The sequence below is a fragment of the Pseudomonadota bacterium genome, from assembly GCA_037200975.1.
Lineage (GTDB): Bacteria > Pseudomonadota > Gammaproteobacteria > Steroidobacterales > Steroidobacteraceae > CADEED01.
In genome coordinates this window covers 1,934,308-1,948,442 of record JBBCGI010000001.1, presented here as the reverse complement: position 1 = coordinate 1,948,442, position 14,135 = coordinate 1,934,308, and the positions used below count along the sequence as shown (strand labels likewise).

13 protein-coding genes are annotated in these 14,135 nt (G+C 64.0%); 6 read left to right on the top strand and 7 right to left on the bottom strand.

The genetic code is table 11. From position 1 onward, the window contains the following. Positions 1-12: 12 nt before the first annotated feature. From WDO72_08605 to WDO72_08580, 6 genes are all read right to left on the bottom strand, one after another. On the bottom strand, positions 13-639 hold the full coding sequence (locus WDO72_08605) for a hypothetical protein (GenBank protein MEJ0085728.1): 627 nt from the start codon (positions 637-639) through the stop codon (positions 13-15). Next, the gene (locus tag WDO72_08600; GenBank protein MEJ0085727.1) at positions 636-1,229 is read right to left on the bottom strand and encodes a sigma-70 family RNA polymerase sigma factor; all 594 of its coding nucleotides are present in this window, start codon (positions 1,227-1,229) and stop codon (positions 636-638) included. Before WDO72_08600 ends, WDO72_08605 begins: the two co-directional genes overlap by 4 nt. A gap of 129 nt (positions 1,230-1,358) precedes the next feature. Further along, a complete protein-coding gene (locus WDO72_08595) occupies positions 1,359-2,615 on the bottom strand; it encodes an ATP-binding protein (protein MEJ0085726.1) in 1,257 nt (418 codons plus the stop codon). 173 nt (positions 2,616-2,788) lie between these two features. After that, the gene (locus WDO72_08590) at positions 2,789-3,445 is read right to left on the bottom strand and encodes a DUF1349 domain-containing protein (protein ID MEJ0085725.1); all 657 of its coding nucleotides are present in this window, start codon (positions 3,443-3,445) and stop codon (positions 2,789-2,791) included. A gap of 10 nt (positions 3,446-3,455) precedes the next feature. Next, positions 3,456-4,070, bottom strand: a complete 615-nt coding sequence (locus tag WDO72_08585; protein ID MEJ0085724.1) for an HAD family phosphatase — start codon at positions 4,068-4,070, stop codon at positions 3,456-3,458. A gap of 70 nt (positions 4,071-4,140) precedes the next feature. Continuing rightward, positions 4,141-4,764 carry a LysE family translocator gene (locus tag WDO72_08580; protein ID MEJ0085723.1) on the bottom strand — a complete coding sequence of 208 codons (624 nt, stop codon included), beginning with the start codon at positions 4,762-4,764 and terminating at the stop codon, positions 4,141-4,143. 86 nt (positions 4,765-4,850) lie between these two features. Here WDO72_08580 and WDO72_08575 point away from each other — a divergent pair, with 86 nt between their 5' ends. Continuing rightward, on the top strand, positions 4,851-5,273 hold the full coding sequence (locus WDO72_08575; GenBank protein ID MEJ0085722.1) for a hypothetical protein: 423 nt from the start codon (positions 4,851-4,853) through the stop codon (positions 5,271-5,273). 83 nt (positions 5,274-5,356) lie between these two features. Here WDO72_08575 and WDO72_08570 read toward each other — a convergent pair whose 3' ends face one another. After that, positions 5,357-6,805 (bottom strand): Gfo/Idh/MocA family oxidoreductase, encoded by a 1,449-nt coding sequence (locus WDO72_08570; GenBank protein MEJ0085721.1) that lies wholly within the window; start codon positions 6,803-6,805, stop codon positions 5,357-5,359. A 112-nt stretch (positions 6,806-6,917) separates the two neighbouring features. Between WDO72_08570 and WDO72_08565 the strand changes: the two genes are divergently transcribed. The 5 genes from WDO72_08565 to WDO72_08545 all read left to right on the top strand — a co-directional run bounded on the left by WDO72_08565 (position 6,918) and on the right by WDO72_08545 (position 14,124). Then, positions 6,918-9,152 (top strand): hypothetical protein, encoded by a 2,235-nt coding sequence (locus tag WDO72_08565; GenBank protein ID MEJ0085720.1) that lies wholly within the window; start codon positions 6,918-6,920, stop codon positions 9,150-9,152. Positions 9,153-9,350: 198 nt separating this feature from the next. Next, the gene (locus tag WDO72_08560) at positions 9,351-9,875 is read left to right on the top strand and encodes a GNAT family N-acetyltransferase (protein ID MEJ0085719.1); all 525 of its coding nucleotides are present in this window, start codon (positions 9,351-9,353) and stop codon (positions 9,873-9,875) included. Between the two features lie 56 nt (positions 9,876-9,931). Beyond that, positions 9,932-10,903 (top strand): LysR substrate-binding domain-containing protein, encoded by a 972-nt coding sequence (locus tag WDO72_08555; protein MEJ0085718.1) that lies wholly within the window; start codon positions 9,932-9,934, stop codon positions 10,901-10,903. Further along, the gene (locus tag WDO72_08550) at positions 10,903-12,393 is read left to right on the top strand and encodes a tryptophan halogenase family protein (protein MEJ0085717.1); all 1,491 of its coding nucleotides are present in this window, start codon (positions 10,903-10,905) and stop codon (positions 12,391-12,393) included. The genes WDO72_08555 and WDO72_08550 overlap by 1 nt, the downstream gene beginning before the upstream one ends. Positions 12,394-12,579: 186 nt before the next feature. Beyond that, positions 12,580-14,124: a tryptophan halogenase family protein gene (locus tag WDO72_08545; protein ID MEJ0085716.1), complete on the top strand. Its 1,545-nt coding sequence runs from the start codon at positions 12,580-12,582 to the stop codon at positions 14,122-14,124. Positions 14,125-14,135: the final 11 nt, after the last annotated feature.

Sequence of the window (14,135 nt, the reverse complement as noted above, 5' to 3'; positions counted from 1 at the left end):
GACACCGGGGAATCAGAATTTGACGAAGCCGAAATCCAGGGGTTCTTCGTCGGAGGATTGCTTGCGTACCCGCAGCGAGTAGGCACCCCGTTCGAGCCGGTCGCTGTCGATCACGACTTCGAGGCTCATGGGGGAGCTGGCGTGCAGCGCATACAGCGTTGCCAGCGTATCGACTTCTTTCTTCGGTTCGAGGCGATCGAGCGACACGACGTAGTGCACACCGGTGTCAAACAGCCCCACGATCTCGACGCGCACCAGGCCTTTTTGCAGCGCCGGCGCGGTATCGGCGCCGCGCACCATCGCGAGCCGCATCGTCGTGCCGACGTGCGGGCTCTTGCCTTCGATCGCGGCAAGCAACGGCTGCGCACCGTCCGGATTCGCGCGGAACGCGTAGAAACCCGCCGCCAGGCACAGCAACACCGCGGCGGCCGCGGCCAGCCGCCAGCGCATCGGGTGGTTAGAGCGCACGAACTCCGCGGTCGAGCCCCGCGCCACCTGCGCGAGGCCGGTCTTGAGCCGCTGTTCGAATTCGACCTGCTTCGCGAACTCGGGATTTTCCAGGCAATAGTGTTCGAAGGCCTCGGCTTGCGCCTGGCTCATCTTTCCAGCGACGTATTGTTCAATTTGTTGCTGATTCATAGGCCGAGACTCAGCAGGTCGCGCTTGGCGAACCCCCGTTCCTCGAGGATTTGCCGAAACCGCCTGCGCGCACGGCTCAACGCCTGGTTGAACGCCGCCTCGCTTAAGTCCATCTCTTCGCAGATGAGTTCCTTGTCATGGTCGTCTAGATAGAACCGCTTGAGCATCAGGCGATCCCGGGCATGTGGTAATTCGCGCAGTAGCGCACGTACCGCCAGGGCCGCCTCGAGATCCGCCGCAAGTCCATCTACGCCCTGCGACGGGTCGGGATTGCGATCTGTAAGATCGCTATCGATGTCTGTCTTCTGTCGCTCGGCCTTCCGCAGTGACGCAATCGCGAGATTTCTTGCGGTTTGGGCGGCGAAAGCCGCCAGCTTCAGGGGATCTTCGATGCCGGGGCCCCGCAGGCGCTGGATGACGACTAACAGCGTGTCCTGGACCAGGTCCTGCAGCAGGCCGTGGTCGCCTCCCGTACGGCGGCGCAATAACACGCGCAGGCCGGGCTCGAACTGACGAATCAGCTCGCTTTCAGCCGAGACATCTCCTGCACGGATGCGGCGCGTCAGTTCGCCGCCTGGAATGAAATCCATACCCCTTGCGACCCCAGGAACCCTTTTCGGTGTTTCTTGCCGGCGATCTTACCCGGCAACCGGGGCTGGGGGGCTGCAACCGCGGGCCCGGCTGACATAAGCGCCGCGCTGCGGCGCCCCGCCGGGTTTCTAGCCCACGGCCTCGATGAATTCTTCGTGGGACTGGGAGATAGGCAGGCGGATGTAGAACGTCGTGCCCTTGCCGACTTCGGTTTCGAAATCCAGGGAGCCGCCGTGCGCCCTGGCCACACCCCGCGCGATAGATAGTCCCTGGCCGGTGCCGCGCCCGACTTCCTTGGTGGTGAAGAACGGATCGAAGATGTGGGCGCGGATCTGCGCGGGAATTCCACCGCCGGTGTCGGCGACGGATATCACCACGTGCTGGTCCACGACGCGGGTTTTCACCGTGATCTTGCCGCGGCCGCCCGTCTCCTTGACGACATCCGCGATCGCGTGCGCCGCGTTCACGAGGAGGTTGAGGACGACCTGGTTGATCTGCCCGCCATGGCAGGTGATCGCCGGCAACGGCGCGAAATCGGTTTCTAGATCCGCGACCATCTTGTATTCGCTGCGCGCGATGACGAGCGTGCTGTTGATGGCGCGGTTCAGGTCGACCTGGCTCATCTCGTTCTGGTCGGCGTGCGAGAAATCCTTCATCGAGCGCACGATCTCGGCGATGCGCGACAGGCCGTCGGATACGCGGGACAACGCCGGAGGCAGCTCCTCGCGCAGGTATTCGATGTCCTCGCCGGCTTCGGGTCGGGGCGTCATCGCGGCGTGCAGCTGGTCGATGTACGCGAGCAGTTCGACGACGCCTTCGCTGATGAACGACACGCTGTCGTTGAGATACTGGATCGGCGTATTGATCTCGTGTGCGACTCCGGCCGCGAGCCGGCCGATCGATTCGAGCCGCTCACCCGAGGCCATGCGCTGCTCGGCGGCTTTGCGATCGGTGATGTCGAGCCCGGTGCCGACGATGCCGGTGAGGTTGCCATTGGCGTCGCGCAGCGGAATCTTGTTGGTGATGATCACGCGGTCCATGCCGCGCATCTTGTCGAAGGCGACTTCTTCGATATCGATGAGCGGCTTGCCCGACTTCATCATCGCCTGCTCGTCGTTGTAGAACTTCTGAGCCATTTCGGCTGGAAAGAAATCGAAGTCGGTTTTGCCGATCAGTTCCTGCGGCGACACGCCCATGCGGTTCGCGACCAGCTTGTTGCAGGCGGTGAAGCGGCTCTGCGCATCCTTGGCGTAAATGAAGGCGGGGATCAGGTCGATCATCGTCCGCAACACGTTGCGTTCGTGCGCCAGCGCGTCCGTGAGGTTGCGGCGCTCGGCGCTGGGTGACTCGAGTTCGGAGTCTTCTTGCGGGGGAAGGCTGTTCACGGGTGCCGGTAAGCAGTCGAACGGTAAACCGATAACGGCTCGGCCGCATGAAACTGAAGTGTATGAATGAGCCGCGCCGGAACTGGCGCACAGTCGCGGCAAGCGGCGGCAAACTTGCGTGATGTTATCGATGACAACTTTGGCGAAGCCGCGCCGCGGGAGAATCCCGGCAGTTAGGTCTGCGCGAGCCGCAGATTGTCGAAAGCCGCGTCGAAGCCCGCGCCCTCCGGCGCGGCGCACATCACGCCCACCTGTACTTCGACGGCCGGCGGAAAATATCCTTGGCGGACCGTGAGGAAGGTCTTGCCGTCGGTCGAGCATTGCGCCTCGATCGAATCTTTCTTGCGCGCGACGCGCCACCACACGGGCCCGGTCTGCGACAGGTCGTCGAGCGTCGACCAGTCGGAGAAATCGTGTGTGAACACGACGCTCGCCCAGCGGCGGCTCTCGAAGAATTCCGAGCCGCATTTCATCCAGTGTTTTTCGTCGAGCCGCACCATGAGGCCGGCCTGGTCGTATAACGAGGCATATTTACCAATGACGCGGGCCTCGAAGGTGAACTCACCGCTCACCGGGAGATGAAAGAAGTGCCCGTTGTCGGTGATGTATCCGTAATACGTCTTGCGCCAGAAATCGGTCTTGGGCTTCGAGCGCGCCATGACGCCGCCTTCGGGATACGAAACGCGGGCCGGCTCGTTCGTCCAGCTCATGCGTGCAGTGAGGTCGCCGCCGGTGCGCGTCATGGCCGCGGCGCGTGCGTCGGCGCCGATGCCGGCAAACAAGGCGGTGCCTGCCGCACCGGCCAGGAAGTCTCTGCGGGTGTCCGTCATGATTCGCCTCTCACAGGTCGAGATGGGGTAGATAGGCACGCAGCTCGGCGCGGCAGCCGGCCGGGTCGCGGAACTGGATCGCATGCAGGCCGCTCTCGCGCGCGGCGATGACATTGCGCAGCAGGTCGTCGATGAACACGCTCTCGGCCGGCACGATGCCGGTTTTTTCGACCAGGTGTTTGTAGATGGCGGGTTCGGGCTTGAGCAGCAGGATCGCGCCGGAGATCACCAGCTGCTTGAAGTGCGCGAAGAATTTGTCGCGCTTGATGAGGTAGTCGTAGGTGCTCACGGGCATGTTCGAGAGCACGTAGAGATTGATCCCGGCGGCCGCGAGCTCCTCCAGCAGCGTGATGGTGCCGTCGATGGGCCGCAGCGATTCGAAGCAGGCGCGCATCAGCTGCAGGACTTCGCCGGGACTGCGTCCCGAAAGCCGGGCGAAGTGCTGGGCGGCCGCCTGTTCCGTGAAGGTGCCGCGATCGAACTCGTGCCAGTCCGGATGCTCGAAGATCGTGGCGCGCAACTGCGCCTGCACCACCGGATCGGGATACAGCGTCGCGATCACCTGCGGCGGATTCCACTCGAGCAGCACGCCGCCGACATCGAAAACCACGTTGCGGATGTTCATGTGGGCCCGATGATCAGGCGCATGAAACCGTACGTCAAAATTTACTGGCAGACCGGGCCAGACCTCATTTTCAGCGCGGCGAGGCGAGCAGCTTGATGCCGAAGAAGACGAGCGCGGTGCCGAACACACGCTCCACCCACAGCAGCGCGCGCGAACCCTTGAGCGCACGGGCGCCGCGCACCGCGAGCTGCGCGTAGCTGAGCAGCGCGATGCCGTCGATGAGGACCGTCACCGCCAGCATGATCGACAACTGCAACAACAGCGGATGATCCGGCCGGATGAACTGCGGCAGCAGCGCGAGCACGAACAGCAGGTTCTTCGGATTGGTCAGCTGCACGCCCAGCCCCTGCAGCACCAGGCCGCCATGCGCAGGCGGCGCGGCGGCGGCGGTAACCTTGGCTGCCGTGCGCGGCTTCGAAAAAATCATGCGCGCGCCCAGGTACATGAGATAGAGCGCGCCAACAATACGGATTGCGGTCACGGCGCCGGAGAAACTCGCGAGCAGCGCGGCGAGCCCGAATGCCACGGCGCTGAAACACACGAGGTGACCTAGCAATATGCCGGCAGTGCCGGCGACCGCCCCGCGCATTCCATGGCGCGCGCCCTGCGACATGGCAAACATCACGGCAGGGCCGGGGGAGAGCGCAACCAGCGTCCAGGTCGCGAGATATATGAAGAATACGTCGAGTGACATGGCGGGAAATCTATACTGTCGCGTGCGCGCCGTCCCGGATCAGCTGACGGAAGAATTCGCGCACTGGCCTGAAGGAAGGGAATCGGATGGACCTGACGACGACATTGAGTGAAAGTTTGCAGCCGGCGCTCGAGCGCTTCGACGTGCGGCTGCTGCGGGCCGACGCGACCGAGGCCATCTTTCTGGGCCAGACTTTCGCGCTGCATCTGTTCACGTTCCGCGATGACGTCGATCTGTTCTATGTCGAACGGGGTGCCGACGGCAAGCTGCTGGAATATGCGCTGCGCCCACTCGTCATGGCGCGGTTCACGAAAGAAGACAACGCGCTGTACGGCGATCCCGTGACCACGCGTGAGGTGCTGGCCGCGGGTCTCGCCGTTTTTGCCTGCGGTCTGACAGGCCGCTGCGAAGATCTTCTGCGCGGCGAGAAAAGCTGGCTCAAGCGCGATGTGTGGGAAGGATCTCCCGCCAACGAATTCGCAGAAGAGGCCCTGCGCGGCAAGCTGTGAAAAAGGGGACAGATCTATTTATTGACGACCACATGTAAGCCCAGACCCGTTCGGTCAATAAATAGATCTGTCCCCTTTTTCAGTCAGGCCTTCGCGGGCATCGGGACTTTGATATCGCGCGTCGGCATTGGCGCGACCGCCGGTGAGGTGAGGCCGGTCACCAGGTCCGCGATCTTCACCGAGTTGCCGGAGATGAAGCTCTTGTTGGCCGACGCGCCGATCAGGCACGAATACAGGCCGCTGCGTTCGTCCGCGGCCCGTTTGTATTTATCGGGTTCGGCCGTGCCGAAGACCTCGGCCAGCATGACGTTGTCGCCGCCGCCGTGGCCGCCAGCGCCGGTCCAGGGCTCGATCTCCTGCGGCCGGCCGCGCAACGGGATGATACGCGTCGTCACGCGGTCCGCTTCCTCGCCCTGGTAGTTAGTCGCGCCGGCCGCCACCGCGCCGCCTTCCACGATCGAATGTTCGAGCCGGCCCTTCGTGCCGTTGAACGCGATCATGTAGCCCTCCCAGGCGTTGAACGCATTCAGCGAATACGACAACGTCGCGCCGGTCTTGTACTTCACGATGACGTTCATCGTGTCCTCGATGTCGATGTCCGGCCGGAACACGCAGCGGTCGCGGAAATAGCCGTCGTACTTCTCGTTGTCGAGATACAGATCCTTGAAGTTCTGGTCGGCGCCGATGTCGAGGTAAAAAGTGCACTTCTCTTTCTCGGGGCACGTCAGGCAGCGCTCGTGGTAGCTCTCGAGTCCGAAACGTTTCGCCATCGCCGGCGTATAGAACTCACGCTTGCCGTACGCCTGCACGATCTCCGGTTCGCTGCCCAGCCACCAGTTCACCAGATCGAAGTGATGCGTCGCCTTGTGGATCATCAGGCCGCCGGAAGTTTCCTTGTGGCTGTGCCAGCGGCGGAAATAATCCGCGCCGTGCAGCGTGTTCAGCAGCCAGTGGAAATCCACCGACATCACGTCGCCGATCGTGTTGCTCATCAGCAGGTCCTTGACCTGCGTGCGCGGCGGCGAATAACGGTAGTTGAACAACACGCGCAGGTGGCGGCTGTTGCGCTTGCACGCGTCGACGATCTGTTGCGCCTTCTCGGGCGTGGTCGTCAGCGGTTTCTCGGTGATGACGTCGCAGCCCGCGTCGAGCGCGCGCACGATGTATTCATGGTGGAAGCCGTCGGGGCAGGTGACGATGACGCAGTCCGGCTTGGTCTCCCGGATCATCCGGTCGAAGTCGGCCGCCAGATATTTCTTCGGCGGCTTGCTGCCGGTCTTCTTGAGATTGGGCGCGATGAAACGCAGCGCGGTATCCAGGCGGCCCGGGTTCACGTCGCAGATGCCGACCAGATCGTTGTTGGCCGGGAAGGTCTCGGTGATGGCGGTCAGGTACATGCGCGACCGGGAGCCCACGCCCACGTTCACGTATTTGCGGCGGCCGGTGGCCGCGTAGCTGATCGTAGATAGGCCCACGGCCGCGGCGCCGGCGGTTTTCAGCAATACGCGCCGGTCAATCGTCGACTCACTCATTTATATGTCCCCCGCGTTGGTCGTGACGTACGATCCGTACAACGATACCGCAAATCCGCTCAACCGCGATCATCCGCGAGCACACTTAATGTTTGGCTCATACTCCGCCGCCATGTCGCCACGCGCGCTTTCTGCCTGCCTGCTCGCCGCGCTCGCGTGTTTCGCGTCGATGAGCATCGCCGCGCCGATCGACCGCCACGCGCTGGTCACTCGCCACAATCCGGCCATCACCGCGATCGATCCCGCTGCTCCGTTCATGGTCGGCAACGGAAATTTCGCGTTCACCGCGGATATCACCGGGCTGCAGACTTTCCAGCAGCAGTATTCGCCGCTCGTTCCGCTGCTCACCGAGGCGCAATGGGGCTGGCACAGCTATCCGAACCCGAAAGGTTTCACGCTCGAGCAGGCGCTGAAACCCATCAAGACGCGCGGCAAGACCCGCAAGTACCCGTCGCTCGACAGCTGGGACGAAGCCAGACAGGAAAACATCCAGTGGCTGCGCGAGAACCCGCACAAGTTTTCGTTGGGCCGTGTCGGCCTGCATCTCGTGCACGCCGATGGGAAGCCGGCCGTGTTCGCGGATCTGTCCGCGACACACCAGTCGTTGGACCTGTGGAGCGGGCGGCTGAACAGCAGCTTCGAGTTCGACGGAGTGCCGGTCGAGGTCGAGACCTCCGTGCATCCCGATCGCGACCTGCTGATCGTGCGCCTGCGTTCGAAACTGCTGGCGGACGGACGGCTCGGTCTGGCGCTGAAGTTTCCAGGCGTGTCGAAGTCGCTGAATCCGGATCCTGCCGACTGGACGCACCCCGAGGCACACACCACCCGCGAGACGGCGCGGGACGCGGGCGGTCTCACGCTGGCGCGGCAGATCGATGACACGTATTACTCGGTGAAGGTGTCATCGGACCGCGAGCTCGACATTGGCGCGCCGGCTGCGCACGAATACCGGCTGACCGCGCCCGGCTCGATGCAGATGACCTTGTTAGTGGAGTTTGCGCCGAAGGCGGCGGCGGCGTTGCCGGATGCGGAAAGCGCACGCGCCGCGGTGGCGCAGTGGTGGGAAAGTTTCTGGAAACACGGCGGCGTGGTGGATTTCACCGGCAGCAAAGACCCGCGCGCGAACGAGCTCGAACGGCGCATCGTGTTGTCGCAGTACCTGACCGTCGTCAATTCCGCCGGCGCCTACCCACCGCAGGAAGAAGGCCTGTTCTCCAACAGCTGGAACGGCAAGTTCCACCTCGAGATGCACCCCTGGCATGCCGCGCACTTCGCGGTGTGGGGCCGGCCCGAGCTGCTCGAACGCAGCATGCCGTGGTATCTCGAACACCTGAACGAAGCGAAGGCGCGCGCCAAGGCGAACGGCGTCGGCGGCGCCTGGTGGCCGAAGATGGTGGGTCCGGAAGGGCGCGAAAGCCCCAGCAAGGTGAACCCGTTCATCATGTGGCAGCAGCCACATCCTATCTACCTGGCGGAAGTGCTGTACAACGCGCGCAAGGATCGCGCGACGCTCGAGAAGTACCGCGAGCTGGTGTTCGAGACGGCCGAGATGCTGGCCACCTGGCCGTACTTCGACCGCAAGGAACAGCGTTTCATCTTGGGGCCGCCCGTGATCCCGGCGCAGGAAAACTTCGAGCCGCTCACGACCTTCAACCCGACCTTCGAGCTCGAATACTGGCGCTTCGCGATCGAAACCGCGCAGCAGTGGCGCCTGCGTCTCGGGCTGCACAAAGATCCGAAGTGGGACAACGTGTTGTTCCGGCTGTCGAAGCTGCCGGAAAAAAACGGCATCTATCTAGCCGCCGAATCCCAGCAGGACCTGTGGGAGCGCGCGCGTTCGCCCGAATGCTCGCACGGCAAAACCGTGCCCGAATGCCCGAACCGCGACCATCCGTCGTTCGTCGCGGCGCTCGGCCTGCTGCCCGGCTGGGGCGCGGATCGCGAGACCATGCGCCGCACGCTGAATGCGGTGCTGAAAGACTGGGATCTGCGGCAGACCTGGGGCTGGGACTGGCCGATGCTGGCGATGACGGCGACGCGGCTCGACGAGCCCGAGAAGGCCGTGGATTTCCTGCTGTCGGATGCGAAGAACTTCAACTTCGGCACCTCGGGCATGACGCCGCGCGTGCATCTCGACCAGAACGTGGGAGAGCTTCTGACGAGCTCGTCGCCCGACGGCCCAGGCTATCGGCGCGCCGCCGAGACCTATTTCCCGTCGAACGGCTCCTTGTTGTTGGCGGTAGGGTTGATGGTGGCCGGCGGCAGCGACGTGGTGGAGCTGAACCCGGGTTTTCCGCCGAACGGGAAGTGGATCGTGCACAGCGAAGGCATCATGTCGTTGCCTTGAGCGTTGACAGATTCTTTCCGTGCACGTACTTTCAGTGCGTGCTCAATTTCAGCCGTAATTCGTATTCGCGGTCACCACATCATGTGGAGGCCGGTGATTGAGCGCACGAAACTGACGTAACGTCTCAACCAGAACCAGCCTCCCTCGCGGAGGCGTTTTTTTGTTCGCATCCGCCGGGGGGCTCCCAAGGAAGCGAACATGACGACCGAACGACTCCAGATACGCCCCATCGAACCGGCCGACGTGCCGGCGCTGCTCAGCATCATCGCGGAGTCGCGCCGTGAATACGGCATTGCCGCGCCCGGTGTCGAACTGCTCGAGCCCGCGGATCGCTCGCTGTACGACAGCTACCAGCGGCAGCGTTCGCTGTATTTCGTCGCCTTGTTAGACGGCGAAGTCGTGGGCGGCGCGGGCGTCGCGCCGTTCGCCGGCGAGGAGCCGCTGACCTGCGAGCTGCAACGCATGTACCTGCGGCCCGACGCGCGCGGCCGCGGCATCGGCGATGCCTTGCTGCAGCGCTGCCTTGCGGCAGCCAGGCAATTCCTGTACGTGCGCTGTTACCTGGAGACGGTGACGCAGATGCATGCCGCGCTCGAGTTCTACGGGCGTCACGGGTTCCGCAGGTTGGAGGCACCGGCCGGTAGATCGGGGCACGGGCACGACGACCGGTGGCTCATGCGCGGATTGCGGGCATCGGCGGCGCTCCCGGCCCATGTTTCGTAGGGCCGGCGGGCCGTTCGCGGCGAAGTCCGGCGCGAAGCGCGCTAGACTCGCCGCGCATGACCCTCACGGAGCTCCGCTACATCGTTGCGCTCGCGCAGGAGCAGCATTTCGGCCGCGCCGCCGAGCGTTGCCACGTGAGCCAGCCGACGCTGAGCATCGCCGTCAAGAAGCTCGAGGAGGAGCTCGGCGTGTTGTTCGAGCGCGGCAAGACCAAGATCCTGCCGACACCGCTCGGCGCAAAGATCGTCGGCATGGCGAGCCGCGTGCTCGAGCAGGCGGCGGCAATCAAGGACGTGGCGGAAGCCGACAAGGACCAGCTCGAAGGGCCCATCGCGCTCGGCACGCTGCCCACCATCGGACCCTATCTACTGCCGCAGTTCATCCCGTTGCTGCAGGAGACCTCCAGCAAGCTGGCGTTGTACGTGGAGGAGGGCAGCACCGGCGAGCTCGCCACCAAGCTGCGCAATGGCGACCTCGACGCGATCCTGGTGACCGCGCCGTTCGTCGAAGCGGACGTCGTCGTGCAGCCGCTGTTCGACGAGCCGTTCGTGCTGCTGCTGCCGGCCGATCATCGGCTGGCTAACAAGGTGCAGATCGCCGCGGCGGACCTGCTGCCGGCCGAGCTGCTGCTGCTGGGCGAGGGCGATTCCCTGCGCGGGCAGGTGCTGCAGGCGTTTCCGCATCTCGACCCCGCGCATGAAAGCGGCGCCGGTGTGCGCACGTTCACGCAGGGCGCCACGCTCGAGACACTGCGCCACATGGTGGCCTCGCGGCTCGGGGTGACGATCCTGCCGCAGACCGCGGCGGAAGCGCCGCTTTATGCCCCGAATCTGCTGACTACCCGCCCCTTTGCGGCGCCGGCCCCGAAACGCAGCCTGGTGCTCGCCTGGCGGGTTAGTTTCCCGCGACATAAGGCCATCGACCTGCTGCGGCGCGCGATTCAGGCCAGCAGTTCGGCCTACTGGAACTACAATACGGCGCAGTCCCAGGGGGCGCCTGGGGTGATGGTCGAAAACCGAAACTGGTGATGAAACCCCTTTCGAAAATCGTGATCGTCGGCGGCGGCACCTCCGGGTGGCTCGCCGCGTCGATGTTGAGCCAGCACCTCAAACCCGAGCTGTGCGAAATCGAGCTCATCGAATCCGAAGAGCTAGGCACCATCGGCGTGGGTGAATCCACGGTGCCGCCGTTCGTCGGACTGATACAGCGGTTGGGCATCGACGAAGCGGAATTCGTGCAGGCCACCGACGCCACCTACAAGCTTGGCATCAAGTTCGTCGGCTGGCACCAGCGCAGCGATTCGTACTTCCACCCGTTCGGCGTGATCGGCAAGCCGATCGGCAACCACGATTTCTACCAGTGCTGGCTCAAGGCGCGCGAGCAGGGCAACACCTCGCAGCTGCAGGACTTCTCGCCTTGCAACGTGATGGCGGAGCAGGGCCGGTTCTTCCACCCGTCGAAGGCGCGCAACACGCCGATCGGTGGGGCTAACTACGCGCTGCACGTCGACGCGTTGCTGGTGACGAAGTTCCTGCGCAAGTATTCCGAAGCGCGCGGGCTCAAGCGTACCGAGGGCAAGGTGGTCGAGGTCGCGCAGCGCGACGATGGTTTCATCAAGAGCGTGAAGCTCGAGAACGGCCGCGAGATCGCGGCGGACTTCTTCATCGATTGCACCGGCTTCAAGGGTCTGCTGATCGACAAGACGCTGGGCGTCGAGAACGTCGACTGGTCGGCGTACCTGCCGTGTGATCGCGCGGTGGTGTGCAAGACCGGCAACAAGGGGCCGCTGCTGCCGTATACGCGCGCGACGGCGCAGGCGGCGGGGTGGAGCTGGCGTATCCCGCTCAAGAATCGTGTCGGCAACGGCTACGTGTATTCGAGTCGCTTCGCGACGGATGCTGCCGCGCGTGCCACGTTGTTGCGCATCATCGATTCCGCCTGCATCGAAGATCCGCGCGTGATTCCGTACACCACGGGGCATCGGCGGCAGTTCTGGAAACACAATTGCCTGTCGCTGGGATTGTCGTCGGGATTCATCGAGCCGCTCGAGGCGACGTCCATCCACCTGATCGCGCGCGGCATGGATTTCTTCCTGCGCTACTTTCCGGATCGCGATTGCGATGCGGCGCTCATGCGCGAGTACAACCGCCGCATGACGTCGGACTTCGAAGAAGTGCGCGATTTCATCGTGCTGCACTACGCGGCCACGGCGCGCGACGACACGCCGTTCTGGCAGTGGTGCAAGAACATTCCGCGTCCCGATTCATTGCGTGAACGCATCGAGCTGTTCAAGGCGCATGGCGCGATGCGCGAGGGTGTGGACGAATTGTTCCGCGCCTCGAGCTGGCAATCGGTGTTCGAAGGAATGGGCATCCGGCCGCACGGCCACTGCCCGCGCGTCGAGAACCTCGACTACGCGACCATCGAGCAGACGCTGCGCAACGCCAAGGCCGCGATCGCCGGCATGGTCGAACATCTCCCCACACACGAGCAGTTCCTGCAAACCCAGACCGCATAAGGTGCCGGGCATTAAGGTGCCGGGTGGGGAAAGTGGGGAGAAGGTGGGCCGGCAGATAAGCCCACCACCGCGTGTCTTCTCCCCACTTTCCCCACCCGGCACCTTAATGCCCGGCACCTCCCTCATTTAAGGATTCAATAGCGCAGGCATTGTTCGCGCTTTGAAGCGACGGCAGCCTTCGTTCCCATGCAGAACGAAGCTCTGGAGCCAGGCTCCATCCGGAAAGTCGTCATTGCCGGTGGCGGCACCGCAGGCTGGATGGCCGCCGCCACACTCTCGACGTACTTCGGCAAGTTGCTGGACATCACGCTGGTCGAGTCCGAACAGATCGGCACCGTCGGCGTCGGTGAATCCACGGTGCCGCCGCTCGTCACCCTCCATGGGTTGTTAGGAATCGACGAACAGCACTTCATGCGCGAGTGCGCCGCCACCTTCAAGGCGGGTATCTGGTTCGAGGACTGGGGCCGGATCGGCGACAAATACATGCACCCCTTCGGCCGCCACGGCGAGTCGACCTGGGTGGCGGAGTTCCACAATTTCTGGCTGCATGCGCGCGCGCAGGGTTTGCAGGTGCCGCTCGGCGAATACTGCTACGAATGGCTGGCCGCGACGCAGGGCAAGTTCGGCAAGCGCGAGAATCCGCGCATCAACTACGCCTATCACTTCGATGCGGCGCTGTACGCGCGTTACCTGCGCAAGCTGTCCGAGCCGCGCGGCGTCAAGCGCGTCGAAGGCCAGATCAAGACGGTGCGCACCCACGAGCAGAGCGGCTTCGTCGAGGCGCTCGAACTCCATGACGGGCGCATCGTCGAGGGCGATTTCTTTCTCGACTGCACGGGGTTTCGCGGGTTGCTCATCGAGGGCGCGCTTCGCACGGGTTTCGAGGACTGGTCGCATTGGCTGCCCTGCGACACGGCGGTCGCGTTTCAAACCATTGTCGATACACCGCCGCAACCGTATACGGCCTGTTACGCCCACACCGCGGGCTGGCGCTGGAACATCCCGGTCCAGCACCGGGTGGGAAACGGAGTGGTGTTCTGCAGCCGCTACATGTCGGAGGACGAGGCTCGTCACCGGTTGGTGACCGAGTCGGGCGGCCGCGCAGTGAAGGAGCCGTGGCTGGTCCGCATCAAGGCCGGCCGCCGACGCAAGGCCTGGAACAAGAACGTGGTGTCGTTCGGCCTCGCGTCCGGCTTCGTCGAGCCGCTCGAATCGACCAGCATCCACATGATCATGTCGGCCGCGGTGCGGCTCGCGCACCTGTTCCCGTTCACCGGCGTCAAGCCGGCGATGGTCGACCACTACAACGAACTGGCCCGGCGCGAGATCGAGCACATCCGGGATTTCGTCTGCATGCACTACTACTGCACGCAGCGCGACGACAGCGCCTTCTGGCGGGATTGCCGCAAGATGGAGATCCCGGAGACGCTGCGCAGTCGCATCGAGCTCTTTCGCGAATCCGGCTTTCTCTACCAGGGTGACAGCGAGCTGTTCCGTGTCGATTCCTGGATCGCGGTGTTCATGGGGCAGAACATCGAGCCGAAGAGTTATCACCACTACGCGCGCATGAGCGACGCGAATCTCGCGCAGTACATGGCCAAGATCCGGGCGGACGTGGCCCGTGTGGTCGGCGCGCTGCCGGCGCACGGCGACTTCGTCCGGCAGTACGCCGGGGCCAGCGCCGAGGCGTGGGGCGCGGTCTCCCCACTTTCCCCACCCGGCACCTTATGATTCCCACCCTC

Excerpts from the sequence above, each read along its gene's own strand:
- WDO72_08565 (MEJ0085720.1), top strand. The coding sequence starts at position 6,918 with ATGTCGCCACGCGCGCTTTCTGCCTGCCTGCTCGCCGCGCTCGCGTGT.
- WDO72_08550 (MEJ0085717.1), top strand. The coding sequence starts at position 10,903 with ATGAAACCCCTTTCGAAAATCGTGATCGTCGGCGGCGGCACCTCCGGG.
- WDO72_08560 (MEJ0085719.1), top strand. The coding sequence starts at position 9,351 with ATGACGACCGAACGACTCCAGATACGCCCCATCGAACCGGCCGACGTG.
- WDO72_08580 (MEJ0085723.1), bottom strand. The coding sequence starts at position 4,764 with ATGTCACTCGACGTATTCTTCATATATCTCGCGACCTGGACGCTGGTT.
- WDO72_08590 (MEJ0085725.1), bottom strand. The coding sequence starts at position 3,445 with ATGACGGACACCCGCAGAGACTTCCTGGCCGGTGCGGCAGGCACCGCC.
- WDO72_08545 (MEJ0085716.1), top strand. The coding sequence starts at position 12,580 with ATGCAGAACGAAGCTCTGGAGCCAGGCTCCATCCGGAAAGTCGTCATT.
- WDO72_08555 (MEJ0085718.1), top strand. The coding sequence starts at position 9,932 with ATGACCCTCACGGAGCTCCGCTACATCGTTGCGCTCGCGCAGGAGCAG.
- WDO72_08605 (MEJ0085728.1), bottom strand. The coding sequence starts at position 639 with ATGAATCAGCAACAAATTGAACAATACGTCGCTGGAAAGATGAGCCAG.
- WDO72_08600 (MEJ0085727.1), bottom strand. The coding sequence starts at position 1,229 with ATGGATTTCATTCCAGGCGGCGAACTGACGCGCCGCATCCGTGCAGGA.
- WDO72_08585 (MEJ0085724.1), bottom strand. The coding sequence starts at position 4,070 with ATGAACATCCGCAACGTGGTTTTCGATGTCGGCGGCGTGCTGCTCGAG.
- WDO72_08570 (MEJ0085721.1), bottom strand. The coding sequence starts at position 6,805 with ATGAGTGAGTCGACGATTGACCGGCGCGTATTGCTGAAAACCGCCGGC.
- WDO72_08575 (MEJ0085722.1), top strand. The coding sequence starts at position 4,851 with ATGGACCTGACGACGACATTGAGTGAAAGTTTGCAGCCGGCGCTCGAG.